This window comes from Flavobacterium sp. WG21, assembly GCF_000335775.1.
Lineage (GTDB): Bacteria > Bacteroidota > Bacteroidia > Flavobacteriales > Flavobacteriaceae > Flavobacterium > Flavobacterium tructae.
In genome coordinates this window covers 110,808-132,640 of sequence record NZ_AMYW01000002.1, presented here as the reverse complement: position 1 = coordinate 132,640, position 21,833 = coordinate 110,808, and the positions used below count along the sequence as shown (strand labels likewise).

The 21,833-nt window shown below is 32.9% G+C and carries 20 protein-coding genes; 17 read left to right on the top strand and 3 right to left on the bottom strand.

The features are described from left to right. Positions 1-61 precede the first annotated feature (61 nt). From C245_RS0102120 to C245_RS0102050, 15 genes are read left to right on the top strand one after another with little or no spacing between them, the layout of a single operon-like run. Positions 62-970, top strand: coding sequence for a polysaccharide deacetylase family protein (locus tag C245_RS0102120; RefSeq protein ID WP_081603500.1), 909 nt, complete (start codon positions 62-64; stop codon positions 968-970). Beyond that, entirely contained in the window at positions 967-1,803 is an 837-nt protein-coding gene (locus C245_RS0102115) for a GNAT family N-acetyltransferase (RefSeq protein ID WP_017494937.1), read from the top strand. The genes C245_RS0102120 and C245_RS0102115 overlap by 4 nt, the downstream gene beginning before the upstream one ends. A gap of 6 nt (positions 1,804-1,809) precedes the next feature. Continuing rightward, the gene (locus C245_RS0102110) at positions 1,810-3,198 is read left to right on the top strand and encodes a hypothetical protein (protein ID WP_017494936.1); all 1,389 of its coding nucleotides are present in this window, start codon (positions 1,810-1,812) and stop codon (positions 3,196-3,198) included. Next, positions 3,195-4,256, top strand: a complete 1,062-nt coding sequence (locus C245_RS24765) for an acyltransferase family protein (RefSeq protein ID WP_017494935.1) — start codon at positions 3,195-3,197, stop codon at positions 4,254-4,256. The genes C245_RS0102110 and C245_RS24765 overlap by 4 nt, the downstream gene beginning before the upstream one ends. Further along, positions 4,249-5,337, top strand: coding sequence for a glycosyltransferase family 4 protein (locus tag C245_RS0102100; protein ID WP_017494934.1), 1,089 nt, complete (start codon positions 4,249-4,251; stop codon positions 5,335-5,337). The genes C245_RS24765 and C245_RS0102100 overlap by 8 nt, the downstream gene beginning before the upstream one ends. Before the next feature lie 18 nt (positions 5,338-5,355). Continuing rightward, positions 5,356-6,789, top strand: a complete 1,434-nt coding sequence (locus C245_RS0102095) for an MBOAT family protein (protein ID WP_017494933.1) — start codon at positions 5,356-5,358, stop codon at positions 6,787-6,789. Beyond that, a complete protein-coding gene (locus tag C245_RS0102090; protein WP_017494932.1) occupies positions 6,789-7,670 on the top strand; it encodes a hypothetical protein in 882 nt (293 codons plus the stop codon). Before C245_RS0102095 ends, C245_RS0102090 begins: the two co-directional genes overlap by 1 nt. A gap of 3 nt (positions 7,671-7,673) precedes the next feature. Beyond that, a complete protein-coding gene (locus C245_RS0102085) occupies positions 7,674-8,825 on the top strand; it encodes a glycosyltransferase family 4 protein (RefSeq protein ID WP_017494931.1) in 1,152 nt (383 codons plus the stop codon). 4 nt (positions 8,826-8,829) lie between these two features. Continuing rightward, complete coding sequence (locus C245_RS0102080) at positions 8,830-10,368, top strand: glycosyltransferase family 2 protein (RefSeq protein WP_017494930.1); 1,539 nt, start codon at positions 8,830-8,832, stop codon at positions 10,366-10,368. A gap of 4 nt (positions 10,369-10,372) precedes the next feature. Beyond that, on the top strand, positions 10,373-11,368 hold the full coding sequence (locus C245_RS0102075) for a glycosyltransferase (RefSeq protein ID WP_026109812.1): 996 nt from the start codon (positions 10,373-10,375) through the stop codon (positions 11,366-11,368). An 8-nt stretch (positions 11,369-11,376) separates the two neighbouring features. Continuing rightward, on the top strand, positions 11,377-11,931 hold the full coding sequence (locus C245_RS0102070; protein ID WP_026109811.1) for a serine O-acetyltransferase: 555 nt from the start codon (positions 11,377-11,379) through the stop codon (positions 11,929-11,931). After that, positions 11,931-13,049, top strand: coding sequence for a glycosyltransferase family 4 protein (locus C245_RS0102065; RefSeq protein WP_017494927.1), 1,119 nt, complete (start codon positions 11,931-11,933; stop codon positions 13,047-13,049). Before C245_RS0102070 ends, C245_RS0102065 begins: the two co-directional genes overlap by 1 nt. After that, positions 13,046-14,131, top strand: coding sequence for a glycosyltransferase (locus C245_RS0102060; RefSeq protein WP_017494926.1), 1,086 nt, complete (start codon positions 13,046-13,048; stop codon positions 14,129-14,131). The genes C245_RS0102065 and C245_RS0102060 overlap by 4 nt, the downstream gene beginning before the upstream one ends. A 17-nt stretch (positions 14,132-14,148) precedes the next feature. Beyond that, the gene (locus C245_RS0102055) at positions 14,149-15,498 is read left to right on the top strand and encodes an O-antigen ligase (RefSeq protein ID WP_017494925.1); all 1,350 of its coding nucleotides are present in this window, start codon (positions 14,149-14,151) and stop codon (positions 15,496-15,498) included. A gap of 56 nt (positions 15,499-15,554) precedes the next feature. After that, entirely contained in the window at positions 15,555-16,949 is a 1,395-nt protein-coding gene (locus C245_RS0102050; RefSeq protein WP_017494924.1) for a sugar transferase, read from the top strand. Between the two features lies 1 nt (position 16,950). Here C245_RS0102050 and C245_RS0102045 read toward each other — a convergent pair whose 3' ends face one another. Both C245_RS0102045 and C245_RS0102040 read right to left on the bottom strand, forming a co-directional pair. Further along, complete coding sequence (locus C245_RS0102045) at positions 16,951-18,087, bottom strand: DUF4105 domain-containing protein (protein WP_017494923.1); 1,137 nt, start codon at positions 18,085-18,087, stop codon at positions 16,951-16,953. Between the two features lie 37 nt (positions 18,088-18,124). Beyond that, positions 18,125-19,108 (bottom strand): PorV/PorQ family protein, encoded by a 984-nt coding sequence (locus C245_RS0102040; RefSeq protein WP_017494922.1) that lies wholly within the window; start codon positions 19,106-19,108, stop codon positions 18,125-18,127. Between the two features lie 296 nt (positions 19,109-19,404). Here C245_RS0102040 and C245_RS0102035 point away from each other — a divergent pair, with 296 nt between their 5' ends. Then, entirely contained in the window at positions 19,405-20,121 is a 717-nt protein-coding gene (locus tag C245_RS0102035; RefSeq protein WP_017494921.1) for a phosphatidylcholine/phosphatidylserine synthase, read from the top strand. A gap of 11 nt (positions 20,122-20,132) precedes the next feature. Continuing rightward, positions 20,133-20,993: a glycoside hydrolase family 25 protein gene (locus C245_RS0102030; RefSeq protein ID WP_017494920.1), complete on the top strand. Its 861-nt coding sequence runs from the start codon at positions 20,133-20,135 to the stop codon at positions 20,991-20,993. A 56-nt stretch (positions 20,994-21,049) separates the two neighbouring features. Here C245_RS0102030 and lptB read toward each other — a convergent pair whose 3' ends face one another. Continuing rightward, entirely contained in the window at positions 21,050-21,790 is a 741-nt protein-coding gene (lptB, locus tag C245_RS0102025; protein ID WP_017494919.1) for an LPS export ABC transporter ATP-binding protein, read from the bottom strand. Positions 21,791-21,833: the final 43 nt, after the last annotated feature.

The window sequence follows — 21,833 nt, the reverse complement described above, 5'->3', positions numbered from 1 at the left end:
GAAAAGTAAAGAAAGAATAACTGAAAACAGTTTCATTTTAAGAATTTTATTTTAAGAGAACATGCTTACAGTTAGTAATTACCATTATATCAGATCAGATTTTAAGACTAAATATCCTAGTATATTCGGTATGACTCCAAATGAGTTTAGGCGACAGCTACTATTACTGAAAAACCAGGGTAACTTTGTTCATCCCAATGATCTGGTTTCTGATTTAAATACAATATTAGAATCAGAGGATTACAATTTACTCATTACTTTTGATGACGGTTTAAAAGAGCAGTTTGATCTCGCTTTGCCCATTTTAGATGAACTAAATATTTCTGCACTTTTCTTTGTAAATTCAATTAATTCTGAAGAAAAAAAGGTAACAACCGTACATAAAATTCATCTGTTAAGATCGATTATTTCATCGTCGGAGTTTTTAGATAAATTTATTGATGTGCCTTTTTCTCAGTCAGAAAAGCAAAATGCTCAAAGCATTTACAGGTATGATGATGAAAAAAGTGCAGTTTTAAAATACATCTTAAATTTTAAATTAAATTTTAGAGAACAGGAACAAATTGTCAATAGGTTATTTGATCTTTATTTTGAAGAAGCTACGATTTTTGAATCGCTTTATATGACAGATCAAAATTTAAAAGAATTGGCCCATAAGGGGTATTTGGGTAGTCATACACATAGTCATTATCCGTTAGGATTATTAGACCGTGAAACTATAAAAAAGGAGCTTGAAAAAACAAAAACATATTTAGATACCTTAACACATTCGAATATAAAGATAGTTTCCTATCCGTATGGGACTCCTGAAGTTTGTACAAATCTGGTAGCAGATTTGGCTAAGGAAACGGGATACAGAATAGGTTTTACAACCAAAAGAGGTATTAATACTGCAGAAGAGAATCCTTTGTTACTAAACAGATTTGATTGTAACGATTTGACAGGAGGAAAAAATTATAATAAAATATGATCACCAGAGAAGCAACAATAGAAGATTGGGAAATCCTATATTCATTTTTCAAAATAATTTACAGGGAAAATCATCCGCTACATAACAAAGAATTTTGGGAATGGCAGTTTGGAAATAAAGAGTATGGACGCTCTTTTATTTGTTTAAACGAAAAAGATGAAGTAGTAGGGCATGTTGGAGCCAATTTTGGAGGTGGACTGGCGTGGATCATTAATGTATATCTTAATGAAGAATGCAGAGGTAAAGGAGTGTTAGGAAAACTATATGAATTAGCCCGAAATTATTATCCTCTTGCGGCAACAGCAGCAAATGAAGCAGGCTTAGGATTGTATAAAAACATGCGCTGGATCAGATACTATGATTTAGTTCGCTATGTGAAAATAAACCCTGATCTCGTGGAAACCGATTTTGAGACAGTCTGCAGGAAAGTTGAGGTGCATGTAGATCACTTCATAAAAAAAGACACACATTATTTTCAGCAACCTTCGATAAAAGGAATTGTTTTAGAAGATGGCTCCCGAGCTGTAAGTCAGGAGAATGTTGGAGGACTAAGAATTACAGATATTGAAAATCTGGGAAAATTAGAAGCACAAGCCTGGCAATTAGGATATTTATGGATAGATTATATAACATCCTGGAATGATCTTAAAACAAAAGATCTGGAGAAAAACGGCTGGACTTTAGATTACAAAAATACCGTGCCGTGGAGGTTAAATCCTATTGAAGAAAAATATTTTTGCGATATAACATTTCTTTCAGAAAAGCCTTTGGATAATGAATTTATAGTACATAGATCTTACTCGGATCATGGCAGAATAGGAAGCTTAAAATAATAACTGATGAAGAATTTAGGAGTTGTCATAACTGATGGGGTTGGGTTTCGTAATTTTATATTGAGCGATTTTATTCAGGAAGCCAAAACCAATTTTAATGAGGTAATCATTTTTTCATGTTTACCCAAAACGGTTTATAAAGATTTTGATTTAAATTGTAAGATTATAGAACTAGAAGTTTTTGAAGAATCATTTTACACTTGGTTTTTTAGAAAAGCCAAAGAAGTTACCCATTTGCAGTTGCATGCAAAAGGCAATTTTGGTATTGCAGATAATTTAAACATTACCCAATCAAAAGCCAGAAATCCCAGAGGTTATGCCACGAGATTTATTCATCGGTACTCTAGGTTATTTCATTCTGAAAACTGGATACTTCGATACAACAAATGGCAACAGCAAACCTTTCAATCCAATGCCATTACTAAACAATATACAGAACTGTTAAAAGAGAATAACATTTCGTTATTGTTTTTTACACATCAGCGTCCACCGTTTATAGCACCGCTTATATTTGCTGCCGAAAAATTAAAAATTAAAACATCGGCTTTTATTTTTAGTTGGGATAACCTTGCTTCAAAAGGAAGAATGGCCGGTAATTTTGATTTTTATCTTGTTTGGAGTAATTTGATGAAACAGGAATTACTAACTTTTTATCAATCAATCAAAGAAGATCAGATTGCTATTGTCGGAACCCCACAATTTGAACCTTATGTTTTAAATAAATATGGTTACGACAAAGAAACGTTTGATAAAAGATTTAAAATAGACCATAACAAGCCAACTATATTTTTTACATGTAATGATGCAAGCAGTGAGAACGACCCTGTTTATTTAGAAATATTGGCAGAATTTATGGTGCAACGAAAACTCGTGAAAGAGGTTAATCTTATTGTGAGAACATCTCCGGCAGAAGAACCTGTAAGATTTAAAAAATACATTGAAAAATATCCTTTTATAATATGGAATTTTCCAGATTGGAACATTAGCAGAGAAAGGCATCAGGAAGCATGGACACAAAGAGTGCCATCTGTTGTGGATCTCAATGATTTAAAATCTTTATTACAACATTGCGACTTGTCTGTAAATGTTTTGTCAACCATAACATTGGATGCTTTTATTTTTGATAAACCTGTGATAAATCCCGTTTTCGGGAATGAAACAAACGGATGGTTCAATGACCAAAAGTTCTTAAAATATGAACATTTGTCCAAATTAGTAGATTCAGATTCGACCGATATTGTGAAAAATGATAAAGAATATCTTGAAGCAATAAATAGAATTTTAAGTCATATTGATCTTAAAAAAGAAGAACGTGCTAAATTTCTAGAACTACAGATAGGTGGATCATTGGAAGGTACAAGCCAAAGAATCTCTCAAATTTTGGAAAAAATATGATTAGTAATGCGAAAGACAGAATTTCTGTTCTCGACGGTTTTAGAACTATAGCAATTCTATCTGTTATTTTGTATCATTACTTTTATCGCTGGAATGACTCAGAATATCCTTATTTTGGTGGAAATTACTTTCATTATGGATTTAAAGGAGTTCCCTTTTTCTTCATGATAAGTGGATTTGTAATATGTTATTCGTTAGAAGGCACAAAGGATTTTATATCTTTTTGGAAAAAAAGGCTCATTCGCTTATTTCCTTCTATATTAGTTGCTTCTGTATTAACATATTGTGTTTTATTAATATTTGATCACTATAATACATTTCCAGATAATCATTTTAGAAATTTAATCATAAGTATTACTTTTCTTCCACCTCATATTTATAATTTATTTTCTGAAACTCCGGAGCACTTTAGTTATATCAACTTCGATTATTGGAGTTTATGGCCGGAAATTCAGTTCTATCTCTTTACCAGTATCATTTATTTTTTTAGTAAAAAGAATTTTAAGAGAAATTTTATCATAGCATGTTTTGCATTCTTACTTTTATATAATGTATTACTTTTTTATGGCCTTGATCAAATCAAAATCGTAAGTAAATTTTTTAATCTATTTAATCTTATAAAGTATCTCATCTTTTTTCTATCCGGAGCATTGTTTTATATGTTGTATAATAATAAAACATTTAAACTATACATATTTTTACTAATAGTAAGTTTTTTAATTATTAATCATACTTTTGATTTGTTAGAATTTATTTCAGCAATAATCATGTTTTTATTGTTTTTTTGCTTTATATACTATCCTAGATCCTTACAATTTTTAGAAAATAGATTCATTATTAAAATTGGAGTGTCATCTTACTTTCTTTATCTTATTCACGACTATATTGGAGTAGTGTGGATTAAGAACATAGTTAGCTTTTTCTATCCAAACAGTTTTATCGCGCCAATCTTAATTATGATTGTAATGATTACTTTAAGTATTTTTTACACGCAAAAAGTAGAAACTAAGATTAGTAAATATTTACATAAATGTTTATTAAATAAGAATAATGACTAAGGTAGCTGTAATTTGCAATTATAAATTACTTCCGGAAAGAGTAGGAGGTATGGATTATTTTTTCTGGGATTTTGATAAGAAATGTAAAGAAAATAACATTGATATCGATTGGTTTTTTCCTAATAGTTCCAATCATGGTAATTATCCCAATCTAACTATTTACGGCAGTCAAGAACAAACTCCTGAAAATAATTTTCTTTCTTTTTGCAAAGAATATAAACCGGAGTACACACATATCATTACTCATTTCGTAGAATTATGCACCTCCTTTTTTTATAAGGTAAAGAAAGTTTCAAATGCTGAGGTCATTGCTGTAGATCATAATCCAAGACCTTTAAACGGATATTCATTAAAAAAGAAAATAAATAAAAAACTCAAAGGGATTTTATTCTCAGGATATATTGATGTTTTTGTTGGGGTATCCAACTATACTGTAAAAGAAATTTTAAATGACTTTGGAACTCATATAAAAGCAAAAACGATCACGATTTATAACGGAGTAATCATAGATTCAATTTTAACAAGAGCCAATAGAGCTAATAATCACCCCTTTTTTTTGGTTGCTTCTCATCTTAGAGAATCTAAAGGGATTCAGGATTTAATTGAAGCAGTATATCTTCTGTCTGCTGAAATAAAAAATGAGATTAAAATTGGGGTATATGGCGAAGGGCCTTATGAACAGCATTTATTAGAAAAAGTTAAAGAATATAAAGTACAGGATTGTTTCATTTTTATGGGTAGTAAACCTAATTTAAATGAAATTTTTTCGCAGTACGATTATATGTTACAGCCTACCCATATGGAATGTTTTAGCCTGTCAATTCTGGAAAGTCTTGCGGCAAATGTTCCTGTAATTACGACTAATGTAGGAGGAAATACCGAAGCAATAACCTCAGGAGAAAATGGATATATTTTTGAGCCCAAAGATGTAAAGGCACTGGCAGGAATTCTTGAAGATGTTTATTCAGGGCGCAAAAAGATATCCGTTAATACAAGAGAATTAATTGCTAATTCCTTTTCTTTGCCGAAAATGGTCGAAAATCATTTTGCACTACTCAAACAAAATGGAGTAAAATTTTAAATTACTGTAAACAAAAATATGTTTTTTAATTCCTTAGCATTCGCTATTTTTTTGCCAATCGTTTTCTTTCTGTACTGGTTTGTATGTAACAAAACAAAAAAAGCTCAAAATGCTTTATTAATTATCGCAAGCTACTATTTCTATTCCTGTTGGGATTGGAGATTTTTATTTCTCCTCATTTTTTCAACTTTTTTAGATTATTATACCGGGATTCAAATCGAGAAAGGGAAATCAGAGCAAAGCCGAAAGTTTTGGTTTTGGCTCAGTATTTCAGTTAATTTAGGGTTTCTAGGAATTTTTAAATACTATAACTTTTTTGCAGCATCTTTTTCAGAATTATTAAATTCGGGAGGATTCAAAGCAAGTCCTATATTGTTAAATGTTATTCTCCCTGTCGGAATTTCATTCTATACTTTTCACGGACTATCTTATGTTATTGATATCTATTATAAACGCATAAAGGCCGAATACAACTTTGTTGATTATTCATTGTTTGTGAGTTATTTTCCATTACTTGTTGCCGGACCAATAGAAAGAGCGACGCATTTACTACCTCAGGTAAAAGTTAAGAGAGAGTTTAATTTTCAAATCGCAAAAGAAGGTGTATATCAAATCATTTGGGGATTGATCAAAAAAGTAGTTATTGCAGATACATGTGCTACTTATGCCAATGCTGTTTTTGACAATTATTCTTCCATGAATTCATTGTCGCTTATATTAGGGGCAATATATTTTGCATTTCAAATTTATGGTGATTTTTCAGGATACTCTGATATTGCATTGGGAGTTTCAAAATTATTTGGATTAGATTTACTTAGAAATTTCAATTATCCTTATTTTTCAAGGGATATCGCAGAATTTTGGCGCCGTTGGCACATCTCTCTTTCTTCATGGTTTCGCGATTACCTGTATATTCCGTTGGGAGGAAGTAAAGGAGGTATTTGGATGAAAATCAGAAATACGTTTATCATTTTTATAGTAAGTGGATTTTGGCATGGAGCGAACTGGACTTACATCACATGGGGATTTATAAATGCCATATACTTTTTACCATTGCTGTTATCCAACAGTAACCGCAATAATATAGACGAGATTAAACTTAGTTTTAATACTGATTCTGTAAAAGTGATATTCAATATTCTTTTTACATTTTTTATCACTTGTATAGCCTGGGTATTTTTTAGAGCTAAAACAATTACGGATGCTGTTTCCTATCTAAAGCGAATAATTTTTAATGGGGATTTTTATTCTCAATATCTTGATAACGAGCGTTACAATTATGAGGTATTGCCTATGATAGCAATATTTGTTTTGGTCGAATGGAATAACAGAACCAAAGAAGAGCCTCTGTCAGGGAAAAGAAGCATGCTAAGGGTGATTTTGGCCCTAGTCGCTATACTGGCATTTGGAACTTATTCAGATTACAAAGAATTTATATATTTTCAATTTTAATGAAACGATTTTTAATTTATACAGCCAAAATCTTAATAGCGGTAATTTTGATTGCCGTAATACTGGATGGTTTGTATACCGCTATTTTTTTTCAATCTAAGAACAGAGGGAAGGTAGAGTCTGTTTTTAATTCTGGAGCCCGTAAATATGATGTTGTAATTTTAGGTTCTTCGAGAGCCAACAATCATTTTGTTTCTCAGATGTTTGAAGAGAAAGGATTGAAAACATTTAATTATGGTATGAGCGGAGGGCATTTGTTTGAAGCTTCATTGATGCTAAAATTAATGATCGAACGAAAATATGAAATCAAAAACGTAATTCTTGAAGCCGATTTGAATCTTTCTAATGATCAGGAATCAGATGGAGTTTCTGCAAAGTTTTTACCTTATATTCATAACTCAAAGCTTATAAAAGATCATTTCTCCGGTCAAAAGAATTTTAACGAACTGTATTACATCCCTTTTTACAGATACATAAAGTTTGATTCAAAAATTGGCTTTAGAGAAATTTACAATATAGCAGGGGGCAAAGCAACAAATGCATTAGATAACTTAGGATATTATCCATTGGTAAAACACAAAAAGGGGAATATGAAAAATAATATTGTTAATCTAAATCCTCTACCCAAAAATAAGTACTACGAAGAAATCAAAAATATTTGTAAAGCCAATAATATAAATTTTATTGCGGTAATGACTCCAATGTGTGAGAATGTGGTAGGGATGAATTATTTTGATAAAGTTAAAAAAGCATATCCGGAAATTCATAATTATGAGAATGTTGTGGTAGAAAATAAATATTTTTCATCTTGCGGACATATGACAGATGCGGGAGCAAGAATGTTTACAACCCGAATCTTAAAAGACTTTTTCAATCGATAAATTATGAAAATAGCTTTTTTAACACCGGAATATCCCCACGCTGGCACTGGAAACTCAGGCGGTTTGGGAACAAGTATTAAAAGCTTAGCAATTGGACTTTTAGAAAAAGGAGTTTCAGTTCGTATTTTGGTATATGGTCAGCATAAAGATCATATTTTTATGGATAACGGGATCACTATCCAACAAATTAAAAATAAGAAATTAAAAGGATTATCGTGGTTTCTGACCAGAAAAAAAATAGAGAACATAATCAATCAGTTATTTTTTGCTAAAGAAATTGACTTAGTGGAAGCGGCAGACTGGACAGGAATTACTTCCTTTATTCAGCCTCAAAAATGCCCGGTTGTAATACGACTGCACGGATCTGATACCTATTTTTGTCATCTGGATAATCGTCCTGTAAAATGGATTAATAAGTTTCATGAAAAAAGAGCTCTGGAAAAAGCAACCGCCTTGTTATCTGTAAGCAAGTTTACGGCAGATATAACAAATCAGGTTTTTGGTCTGAGCAAAAAAATTAAAGTGATTCCCAATCTAGTTGATATAAATCTGTTTCAGCCTTCAGACAATTTGGTTCCTGATGATAAAAGCATATTTTATTTTGGAAGTCTGATTAGAAAAAAAGGACTTTTAGAATTGCCTTTAATCTTTAATGAAGTAATAGAGAACAATACTGAAGCAAAACTTATTTTGGTAGGTAAAGATGTTCCGGATATTATTTCCGGCAATTTGTCAACTTGGCAAATGATGCAGGATCTTTTTTCAGAAAGAGCGAAAACAAATGTTTCTTATTTAGGAAGTGTTCCTTACTCCGAAATTAAGAAGAAGATTGAGCAGGCTACAGTTTGTATATTTCCTTCGTTTGCAGAAGCTTTTCCTGTTTCGTGGCTTGAAGCTATGGCAATGCAGAAAGCAATTGTGGCGTCTGATATTGGTTGGGCAGGAGAAGTGATTATTGATGGGGAAAGTGGTTTTTTAGTTGCCCCAAAGAACCATAGTTTGTTTGCAGCCAAAATTCTTCAGCTTCTTGATAATTCAATGTTGACAAAAGCGACAGGAGAAAAAGCAAGAAGCAGAGTGGAACAATTTTTTAACACCGATAAAATAACAAGTGACAATATTAATTTTTATAAAAAAATAATAAATCCGGAATAAAGAAATGGAATTGAATGAGTTTAGAACAAGTAGTGGAGAGATTATTCTTTACAGTGGGCAACCTGACTTAGAGAAACTGGAAGTTTTGTGTTCTGGCGCCGGAGATATTTGGCATAGTTCATTTGAACAAGGTTATAAAAATGCATTCCCGGAATTGGTTTATCAAACCGCTACTTTTTTTTGGTATATCAATGATTTTGATAATCTGGATGAGTGTGTGAGCTGGCGGATTAATTCAAATTCATTTGCCATTCGAAAATCTGTCTGGGAAACTTTAGGCGGGTTTGATCCTGAATATCAAAATCACCAAATTCAGGCATTAGATTTTGGATATAACGCATTACGGAATTCTGCTGCAATTCCACTTTATATAAAAGGTTTATTTACGGATAATATCGAAGAGAAAATTAATATAACAGCAAAAGACAGATACATTTTTTTTAGAAAAAACTTTAAAAAAGAACATTCATTATTCATGCTTTATCGGGAAGGTTTTTGGAAGACGAAAGAATGGAATGCTTTTTTTTATGCTGCGAAAAATTTTAAGAGAAGCTCAGACAAACCAGTTATTAAACCCCGTGAGTTAAACCGTATTGAAGGTAAACCAACTGTTAGTTATATCATTCCAACAATGATGCGTCAGGATTTTACGTTACAATTGTTAGAAGATTTGAGCGTGCAGAGTTATCCCGTTGCACAAGTAGTTGTACTAGATGCAACTCCCGAAGGGCTCAGAAATGAAAAATTGTATTCTGAAAAAGAATTTTCTTTTGAGTTAATTGTTAAATGGCAGCAAACAAAAGGAAGTTGCAGAGCCCGTAATGAAGCTATAGAGTTGTGTACGGGTGAATATATCGTTTTTGGAGATGATGATGTTCGTGTACAGTCAAATTTCATTGAAAATCATATCCGGTTAATGCAAACATACAACGTGAGTGCCTGCAATGGCTTAGATGTCAGAGCAGATAATGAACAGCAGGAATTAAAAGATTTAGAAGTTAAACTTGAAAAATTAGGAGAGAAAAGGTGGAAATCTGGCGCATCCTCAACTTTTAGTAATGCCAATTCCTGTGTGAAAACTGAGTATGTCAGAAAGCTAACAGGCAACGATATTAACTTTGATGGAGGTTATGGTGAAGATACTGATTTTGGAATATCGTTAGCTAAATTAGGACAAGTGGTTATTTTAAACCCTTTTTCTCCAAATTTACATTTAAAGCCACCTGCTGGTGGGTACCGTTTTTGGGGGAATCAGGCTAAAATCATAGGGAAAAAGAGAAAAACGCAGCCATGGGAATTAGATACTCCCGTAAAGATAATTCGTCCCGTACCAAGTCCGACAATTATGTACGGTATTGTAAAGCATTTTACTCCTCAGCAAGTAATCGAGTACAAGTACAAGTATTTTTTTCTATATCTCTTTAAAGGTTCCAAAAAAGGTCTCTTGTACCGATTTTTTAGAATTCCGTACAAAAATCTTCAGTTTAAAAAATCACTATTTTATGCTAAGAAATTAAACGATCTGGGAATCAGATATAAATAAAAATATGAAATTTTCTTTAATCATTTGTACTTACATGCGCCCTCAGCCTTTGCTGGAGTTATTGCAATCCGTAAAGACACAAACTTTATATCCGAATGAAATTTTAATTATTGATGGTTCTGTAAATAAGGAATCGGAAATTATTTTAAGTCAGAATTCATTCCAAAATTTAAAGTACTTTTTAGTCGATGATCAAAATCGCGGACTCACCAGACAAAGGAATTTTGGTATTGATAAAGTTGGTCAGGATATTGAAATTGTTTGTTTTTTGGATGATGACACAATTCTGGAATCAGATTATTTTGAAAAATTATTGCAAACCTATAGTGTGTTTCCGGATGCTATGGGCGTAGGAGGATATATTACGAATGAAGTAAAATGGGAAAAAGCAACAGAAAATTACATTCCTCAGATTAATGAATTTTATTTTGATGGGTGGCAACGTAAAGATGGGAGTAGATTTGTTTTGCGAAAAAAACTTCATTTAGACAGCAATTGTCTTCCCGGTTTTTCCCCTTTATTTTCACATGGCAGAAGTATTGGTTTTTTACCACCTAGTGGTAAAATATATGAAGCTGAGCAATTAATGGGAGGCATTTCTTCATTTAAAAAAATAGTTTTTGAGAAGCTGTCATTTTCGACCTATTTTGAAGGTTATGGTTTATATGAAGATGCCGATTTTACTTTAAGAGTAGCAAAAATTGGCAAACTTTATATAAATACAGCTGCAAGATTAGGTCATTTTCATGCCGAAACAGGAAGACCCAACCGGTATTATTACGGAAAAATGGTCGTTAGAAACGGATGGTATGTCTGGCGTGTTAAAAACCCCAATCCGAATTTTAAGGATAGATACAAATGGAATGCAATTACATTACTTTTGACATTGGTCAGATTTAGTAATACATTTACCTCAAATAACAAAAAGGCTGCTTTTACAGAAAGTCTTGGCAGAACTTTAGGCTGGTTTAGTTTAATTTTTAATAAACCTAGAGAATAAATATTTAGATGAATCTATTTCAACTTATAAAGTCAGATTATAGGAAATATCGCAAATATGGCGGTCATTTCTTTGTAATTGTGTTTTTTACTCAGGGTTTTTGGGCTACTTTTCAGTATAGGATCGCCCATTATATTTATACTAACATTACCTGGAAATTATTTAGACTTCCTCTGTTGTTCTCTACTTTAATGTGGCAAAAAACGATTGAAATTCTCACCGGGATTTCTATATCATCTTCTGTAAAAATTGGACATTCATTTTATGTAGGTCATTTTGGGGGTATTATTATCAATGCAAAGGCTATTATTGGAGATAATTGTAATATATCACAAGGCGTTACTATTGGAGTATCAGGTCATGGTGAAAAGAGAGGAACACCAATTTTAGGGAATAATGTATACATTGGAGCTAATGCGGTAGTTGCCGGTAAAATTACTATTGGTAATAATGTACTCATTGGTGCCTGCTCGATGGTTAAAGATTCTTTACCGGAGAATGCTGTTGCAATGGGGGTTCCGGCTGTAATAATTTCTCAAAACGGTTCAAAAGGATATATTTAATGAAATTATTAATTGTCTCATCGGCACCATTAATTTATAAAAACCAAATTCCATTTGCTTATAGTCCTTATGTGAAGGAGCTAATTGTTTTAGAGCAATTTAGTGATGATTTTATTTTCTGCTGTCCGGTTTGGGAAAAAGACAAAGGACTTTTAATTACTGAAATTCCCTTTACTTTCAAAAAGCATTTTCAGCTTAAAGATTTTAATTTAAGTTCTTTTTCAAATATTCTGAAATCCTTTTTTTCCAGTTTTTATAATATTTTGGTTTTATTTAAAGCAATGAAAAATGCAGGCCATATTCATTTGCGCTGTCCCGGAAATATAGGTTTGTTAGCATGTTTTGTTCAGGTATTTTTCCCAAATAAACCTAAAACAGCAAAATATGCTGGTAATTGGGATCCCAAAAGTAAACAACCCTATAGTTACAAAATTCAAAAATGGATTTTAAACAATACTTTTTTTACCCGAAATATGAAAGTTTTGGTGTATGGGGAATGGAAAAATCAGTCAAAAAATATCAAGCCTTTTTTTACGGCCACCTATGCTGATACAGAAATAGAAAGCATTAAAAAAACAAGTTTTGATGATAAGATAGAATTCATCTTCGTAGGAAGTCTTGCACCAGGTAAAAATCCTTTATATGCGATACAATTAGTTCATGGATTATTAAAAAGAGGATATAACGTAGCCTTAAGTTTATATGGTGAAGGATCTGAAAGGAATTCTTTAGAAAAGTATATTGAAAGCGATAATTTAGAAAACGAGATTGTTTTACATGGAAATCAGGATCTGGAAACAGTAAAAAAAGCTTATCAAAAAAGTCACTTTGTCATCTTGCCATCAAAAAGCGAAGGCTGGCCAAAAGCCATTGCTGAAGGTATGTTTTGGGGATGTGTGCCTATTGCAACAAAAATATCCTGTGTTCCCTTTATGCTCGATTATGGTAACAGAGGTCTTTTGTTAGAAATGGATTTCGAGAAAGATGTTAATCAAATATGCGGAATATTGGAAAATCAAATGCTTTTTTTGAACAAAAGTAATTTAGCAGGTAAGTGGTCGCAAAATTATACGACCGATGTTTTTGAAGCCGAAATTAAAAAACTCTTCTCAAAATGAGAATCGTACAAATAATAGACTCCCTAGAAGCTGGCGGAGCAGAACGTATGGCTATTAATTATGCCAATTCGTTATCAAAAAACATATCGTTTTCTGGTTTAGTTGTTTCCCGTAAAGAAGGACTGTTGGTCAATCAAATAGATCAAAAAGTTTCTTATTTGTTCTTGAAGAAAAGAAAAACAATAGATCTTCAGGCTGTTTTCAGGTTACGAAAGTATTTAAAGAAGAATAAAGCAGATCTGATTCATGCTCACAGTTCCTCTTTTTTTATGGCAGTTTTAGTAAAATTGACGTTGCCTAAAATCAAAATTATCTGGCACGACCATTATGGTATTTCGCAAGATCTGTCTTCCCGGAAAAATTTAAGCTTAAAAGCAGGCTCTCTTTTCTTTACAGGTATTATTGCAGTAAATTCAGCTTTGAAAGACTGGGCTAAATCTTATTTATGGTGTTCAAACATTGTTTATTTTCCTAACTTTATAATTGATGCTGTTTCTGATGAAAAACAAATTTTAAGAGGTGTAGCAGGTAAGCGAATTATTTGTGTAGCGAATTTACGTCCGCAAAAAAATCACGAATTATTAATTGATGCTGCCAATTTGATGAAAGATAAATTCGCCGATTGGACATTTCATTTATTCGGAAAAGATTTTGAAGATTCCTATTCTGCAAAACTGAAAAAAAAGGTCAGTGATCTAAAACTTCAGGAAACAGTTTTCTTTTACGGAACAAGCAGTAGTGTTAGTTCAGCATTACAACAATGCGAGATAGCTGTTTTGCCGTCACTTTCAGAAGGGCTTCCTTTGGCTGTTTTAGAATATGGTTTGCATAGGATACCTGTTGTAGCAACCAATGTAGGTGAAATTTCAAAAATAATTACCTCTGAAAAAGAAGGGCTAATAGTAGAACCTGACAACTTAAAAGAGTTTGCCAGGGCAATCGAAAAATTGATAGTATCTGGTAAATACAGAGATGAAATGGCTTTAGGATTGTACAATAAAGTGCAGTTAAATTTCAGTGAAAGTGCGATTGTAAAAGAATATCTTTTATGGTTAAAATCTTTACCTACTTTTACATCTTGAAAACAATAGACATATAAATGAAAAATAAAAAAGAACATTACATTCTTCTGCTTCTAATTCATGCAGTAATTGCTGTGGTTGTTTTTGCCATTCCTTTTTTATCGAAAATATATGCGCTTTTAATTCCTGTTGTCGGTCTTTTTATTGTTTATCGGACTAAAAATGCAAACAATGAAGTATTGATAGTTGCGGCATATTTAGTTGGTGTTGAGGTTTTTTTGCGGATGACCGGAGGAAATTTTAACAATGAATATGTTAAAGCTAATGTCATTTTTTTCATGCTGTTGGGTATGATTTACCGTAATTTCTCGACAAATGCCTTTATATATTGGGTTTTTCTGATTTTTCTGATTCCGGGTATCTTAATAACATCCACCGCTTTTAATCCTTCGATAGATATTAAAAAATCATTGGTGTTTAATTTATCAGGACCATTATGTTTAGCAATATCTTCAATCTACATGTTTAAAAGAAGAATTTTGTTTTCGGATTTGCAGAATGTCTTAGTTGCAATGGGATTACCTATATTGAGCACAACAGTATATTTGTTTTTATTTAATCCTAGTGTTAGAGATGTAGTTACAGGGACACAATCTAATTTTGAAACTTCCGGAGGATTTGGCCCTAACCAGGTTTCTACCGCTTTGGGTTTAGGGATGTTTGTGTTTTTTACACAATTGATATTGTTTTCAAAATCGAAAATAAAAATTATTTTAAACGGAGTTTTGCTAATATTTGTGACCTATAGAGGTATTGTTACTTTTTCAAGAGGAGGAGTTCTAACGGCAGTGGTCATGATTGTTTGTTTATTATTCTTATTATATAAGTACTCAAATTTAAGAGGGAAAGGCAAATTTGTACTGGTTTTTATTCTTACGGGATTAATAGGTATGGGAGTTTGGGCGTACTCTTCTTTTCAGACCAAAGGACTTATAGAAAAACGTTATGCAAATCAGGATGCCAGAGGGCGGGATAAAAAAGACCGTTTGGGAGGAAGGGAGCAAATTATGAATGAAGAGCTTGCTCTTTTTATCGATAACCCCATTTTAGGAGTTGGAGCAGGAATGGGTAGATATGTTAGGGCAGAAAGATTTAGAGATGACGCTGCTTCACACAACGAAATTACCCGTATGTTGAGTGAACATGGTTTGTTTGGGGTTTTTGGACTGATTATACTATTTCTGACTCCTTTTGTTGTCTATATAAGTAACAGACAGCATCTCTACTTTTTATCTTTTTTTGTCTTTTGGCTGTTAACGATTAATCATGCTGCCATGCGTACTGCAGCACCAGCTTTCGTATATGCACTGTCATTACTTTTTGTTCAGGTTAAAATTCCTGAAAAAGCAGAAAATTCCGTCGATTAAGTTCTTTTTTTTATAATACATTTGCCTCAAGTTTAAGCCCCTAACAAACTTATTAAATGTTTTCAAACCAAAAAATGCATTTCGAAATTTCGGAAAGAAAAGTATTACTTCTTCTTTTTGATGTTGTTTTTATTTTGTCCGCATTGTATCTGTTAAGTTTAGTATTTCATTATAACTATTTTGTTTTTGATAAGAAAAATTTCCCAAGTATACTTTTACTTCTGACTTATGTATACGCCTTTGGAATAATATTTGAAATGTACAATTTACAGGTTGCCAGCAGTCAGTTGCAAATTCTTCAAAGTGTAATATTTACGGCCACAGCTTCAAGTCTCGCTTACTTATTTACCCCTGTTTTATCTCCGGAATTGCCTAAACAGCGATTAATTATCGTAATTTTTTATTTTACAATACTTGTTACATTGTTATTGTGGCGTTTGTTTTATGTTTACTTTTTGGCATCGCATCGTTTTTCTCAGAATGTAGTTTTAATATGTGACCAGAATCAGGTTGAAGAATTGGTTTTGGGACTTGAGAATGTTGACCCGCATTATAAAATTATTGGTTTTGTAAATTCAGATGCAATTTCAGAAGAAGATTCAAACTTTCATTATGTAAAAGAAGTCAAAAAGAAAGATTTAGAAGAGTTTGTAGCTCGTAATCAGGTTTCGGAGATTGTGATTGCTTCCCAAAAAACAGATGGAATCACTGCCGATTTATACCAGCAATTACTTCACTTGTTAGAATCAGGAAATATCATTAGGGAGTATACTCAGGTTTACGAAAGTAAAACACAGCGTATTCCGGTACATTATATAGCCCGTGATTTTTATAGATTCTTTCCCTTCAGCAGAAATAATAGTAATAAATTATACTTGTTTTTTGTTCGTTTCATAGAGTTGTTGTTCTCCATTACCGGGCTGTTGATTTGTTTTCTGTTTATTCCCGTTATTCTTGTTACGAATTTGTTAGCGAATAAAGGGACTTTGTTTTACACGCAGGAACGCGTAGGTAAAAACGGAGTTGTTTTTAAAATCTATAAGTTTCGAACTATGGTAGAAAACTCGGAGTCTAATGGGATTGTTTTCGCTACTTCAAATGATAAACGGATTACGCCTTTCGGTAAAATGATGCGCAAATCAAGAATTGACGAATTACCGCAGTTTTTTAATATTTTAAAGGGCGATATGGCTGTAATAGGGCCAAGACCTGAGCGACCATTTTTTGTGGATGAAATAGCTCGTATAATGCCTTTTTACGAGACAAGACACGTTATAAAACCAGGACTTACTGGTTGGGCGCAAGTAAACTATTCTTACGGAGAATCTATAGAGGAGAGTTTGATCAAACTGCAGTACGACTTGTACTATATCAAGCACAGAAGTATCTTTTTAGATTTGAGCATTACTTTTAAAACGATTACCACCGTTCTGTTTTACCGCGGACAGTAAATTAGATAATAATTGGAATACGTTTTTTGTTTCGGATTGCTACTCTTACCAAAACAAATCCACTAGTTATGATCATTGGCAGAACAATAAAGAAGTGCGCTTTGTTGATCATAAAAAGGGTGTAAACGATCAAAAATAGTAAATGTAGAACTGCGAATCGATACGTCCATCTTTTGTTTTTTAAGAGCGAAAAGAGGATTAATACCAATAAAAGCGGACTTAATAAAAGTACATTATAGTTCATTGCCAGTTCCTGATGAAGCGAGTAGAACCCAACCGTAACAAAAAAGATTCCTATCAACGATAAGATTAAAAGATAAATTTTATCTACCACTTTATGGTGTGCCAAAACTACAAAGCCCAATAGCAGGAGGTAAGTGTAAATATTATTCCACCATGAACTTGGAATCTCTTTTTCAAAATTTAGGAGCGTTTTGCTTTTACTTACTAAAGGCTGATTCTGAAAAGTAGTCTTTTCTAAACTGTTTTTTAATTCGAAGGGTAAAAAGATCTTCGTACCTGCCTGGTCTACTTTTGTTCCGAAAATAATACTGGTTCCCAGCTGCTCATAAAAATGATCTTTGAAGTAAGGAAACAAAATAGATCGATAGGTTTCAGTTGTATCTCCTTTTTTAGTTACAATATTTGCCTTTAAAGATTTATTGATGACATCTACAACCATCGAAGTACAGTTTTTGTCGATAAATTTATAGGTGTAATATCGTTCCTCAGAGAATGCGGCCGCATTTAAATTGTCAAAAAGTTTTTGTTTTAAATCTGGAGAGATCAAAAGTTCCTGCTCGAAAACACTTCTTTTTTCGTTAGTATAATCGTTTATAAACTCAGGAAATGATCGTACACTGACAAAATACTGTAAATCCCCCTTCGCGAACTTAGCGACAAAATTAGGTGTTCTAAAATCAAAATTACCGTAATTGTAGACAACATCGATATTGTTCGCCAGATCAGTAACACGAATGGCGGTGTGGCCAAAATAACTATAACTTTCGTTACCCAATCCGCAGGTAATAACGCTTATTTTAGCCTCTTTTGATAAGGGTACATTTTGGCTATAACCTAAAAAACCTAGTAATAATAGTAAACTAAAAAGTGTTTTTTTGAAAAGGACATTTTTCATAATTTAAAATTTTAAGAAGTTTAACGGTTAACAAATATTATCTAAAGATACCTAAATCTACTTTTAATGAAAAAATATTAGAGTATAAAGCGGTGCTTTGATTTCCTAAATCAGTCAGAGCATAATCCACCTGAATGCCTTTGTATTTAAAACCAAGGCCAATGTTGGGTTGAAAATTTAACTTTTCAGTATTATCCAGCTGAGTTACGTTTTGAAAATTTCCTGCTCCTGCTCTTAAAAATACAAGATTAGTATAGCCAAATTCAAATCCCAAAGCAGGATCTATACTAACCACTTTTGAGGAAATAATATCATTGGTTTGCTCGAAACGCATGTTTAAATTGGTAGCGACCAAAAGACTATAATCGCCGTGAAACTCAATTTTTTTAGAAACTCCCAGTTGAGCTTTTGGTAAAGTAATCTCAGTACTTTCTGGTAATTCGTTGTTTTCTCCCGGAATGGCATTGGCAATTTTCTTGTATTCCTCTTCATTAATATTCCATACATTATAAGTAGTGGTAATATCTCGAAGCATCAAACCAAAATTCCATCCATTTCTTTCAAATTGAAGGCCAAAGTCAAAGCCAAAGCCCCAGGAATTGGCAAATTTTCCAATAACCCTTCTGATTACTTTTGCATTTACACCATACTGAAAACCATCTACAGGTAATTTTCTCGCGTAAGAAAAAGTAAAACCATAATCGGCAGTAGAGAACAATCTGATTCGATTGTAGTCTATATTTCCCTGATTGTCGATCAATTGAGTGGTGTCCATGATATCATCAACTCCAAAACGAATCATCGAAATTCCCCAGGCACTTCTGTCATCAATCGGGCTGGCATATCCAATGTAGTCGTATTGTGCAATATTGGCAAAGTAATTGGCGTGCATCAATGAAATTTGATGATCCTCAAGATGAGTAAGACCAGCCGGATTCCAATAAACAGAATTGACATCATTGGTAGAAGCGACAACAGCACCCGACATTCCTAAGGCGGCTGCATCAACACCAATATTCATAAACTCATTCGAATATTTTCGAACGGTTTGTGCATACTGTAAGGTGCAACTCCACAATAATAAAAATACAAAGATTTTCTTCAACGGATATATTTTAGCAAACCGGAGTCTGTTTTAATTTTCATCAAAAATATAATATTTTACTCATCTAATTGAAATTATTGTAAAACTTAAATTTTTCAGGAGAAAATGTTTATAAAGCTTTTGAAAGAAGAGAATTTTAATAGAAATTTTTGCTACTAATGTCGCTTATTTATACGAAATTTGCCCTTCACCATTTGTTAAAAATATAAATCATGAACATTAAAAAACACATTCCTAATTTAATCACATTAATCAACTTGTTCTGCGGCTGTATTGCTGTTGTTTTTGTTTCTCAAGAGAACTTTTTAATGGCTTTTTGCATGGTTTCCTTAGGGATCTTTTTTGATTTTTTTGATGGTTTTTTTGCCCGATTGTTCAAAGTTTCAAGTCCGCTTGGATTACAGTTGGATTCGTTAGCAGATATGGTAACCAGTGGTGTTGTTCCGGGTTATGTAATGTACAGTTTGTTCTTAAAAAGTGCTGACCCGAACAATGAAGTTGCTTTAACAATCGTTCCTTTTCTTGGATTTATTGTAACATTAGGTTCTTGTTACCGATTGGCTAATTTCAATATTGATACACGTCAGACTGATTCGTTTATAGGTTTGCCAACTCCGGCGAATGCGCTTTTTATTTTAAGCCTTCCATTAGTTATCGATTTCTCGGATTCATTATTTATATTTGAAATGTTAACCAATCATTGGGTTCTTTTGGGAATTACTTTATGCAGTGCTTATATTTTAAATGCCGAAATTCCATTGTTCGCTTTAAAGATTAAAAAGTTTACTGTAAAAGATAATGTCCTGCAAATTGTATTTTTATTGATTTGTTTGGTTTTGGTGGTGTTATTGCAGTATATGGCAATTCCGTTAATTATTATCATTTATGTATTGCTTTCAGTAGTGAATAATATCTTTTTGAAAAAGTAGTTTTATTTGGAATGGCAAGAAAAACGACCACCCGAAGAGCTTCTTACTCCCGAAAATCGAAACCTCAGAGGTCAATTTTAGCGAGCGGACTTCGTTTTATTATTTACTCTTTTTTAGTATTACTTTTTTTTGCGACAGTTTATCATTATCGTGATGGACTGGCTTATTATCTAGGCTTTAAATCAAATAAAGTTCTGGAAGAGGATGCTGTAGAGAAACATCTTTCTGATGTTAGAAATGTCCAGGTTCTGGAAAATCACAAAGGAAAAGTAATCGGTATTGACGTTTCTGAATTTCAGGGAACCGTACATTGGAGTGATGTTGAGGTTTTGGAAGAAAAATATCCGGTCCAGTTTGTTTTTATCCGGGCTACGGCAGGAAATAATAAAGTCGACAGGCAGTTTATGCACAATTGGTTAGGCGCGAAAAAGCATAAAATTATTCGTGGGGCTTATCACTATTATCGTCCCAACGAAAATTCGATAGAACAGGCAGATTTGTTTATTAAAACAGTAAAATTACAAAAAGGGGATCTGCCTCCGGTTTTAGATATCGAAAGATTGCCTAAAAATCAGTCATTAGACAGTTTGAAGAAAGGATTAAAACGCTGGTTGAATAAGGTTGAGGCGCATTATCAGGTACGTCCGATTATTTATACCGGAGAGCGTTATTATGGTGATTTTCTTAAAGAAGAATTTGGAGAATATTTATTCTGGATTGCTAATTATAATTTCTACAGAGAGAAGATTGAAGAAGATTGGTTATTCTGGCAATTTACTGAAAAAGCAACTTTACCGGGAATCAAGCGTACCGTAGATGTGAATATTTACAACGGAGATTTAGAACAATTGCAGTTTATTACTGTGGAATAGTTTTCAGTCGCAGTTTTCAGTTTTCCTGAGACTGAAAACTGCGACCGTATACTTTCTTAAAATTCAAGTTTCTTTTTACGAAGTTCAAAATTTTGCCCCAGGTAAACACGACGAACCATTTCATCTTCCACTAATTCTTCAGGTACTCCCGCTTTTAAAATTCCACCCTCAAACATTAAGTATGTTTTATCGGTGATGGCTAAAGTTTCCTGAACGTTGTGGTCGGTAATTAAAATTCCGATGTTCTTATTTTTCAACTGTGCTACAATTCTCTGAATGTCTTCAACCGCAACCGGGTCAACTCCTGCAAAAGGTTCATCTAGTAAAATGAATTTTGGATCTGTTGCCAGAGCACGTGCAATCTCAGTACGACGACGTTCTCCACCCGAAAGCAAATCTCCACGGTTGGTACGAATGTGTTCTAAGCTGAATTCTTCAATTAAACTTTCCATTTTGGCGATCTGAGCTTCTTTCGATAGTTTAGTCAATTGTAAAACACTCAGAATATTGTCTTCGATGCTTAATTTTCTAAAAACAGAAGCTTCCTGTGCTAAATAGCCAATTCCTTGTTGAGCACGTTTGTACATAGGATAATCGGTAATATTCAGATCGTCCAGATAAATATTTCCTGAGTTAGGTTTAACCAATCCTACAATCATGTAAAACGAAGTCGTTTTTCCGGCACCGTTAGGTCCCAAAAGACCTACAATTTCCCCTTGATTAACTTCAACGGAAATTCCTTTTACAACACTGCGTCCTTTATAGGTTTTTATTAAATTATCGGCTCTTAATTTCATTTTTTAAGTTTAATCGTTTAAACGTGTGAATCGTTTATTCGCT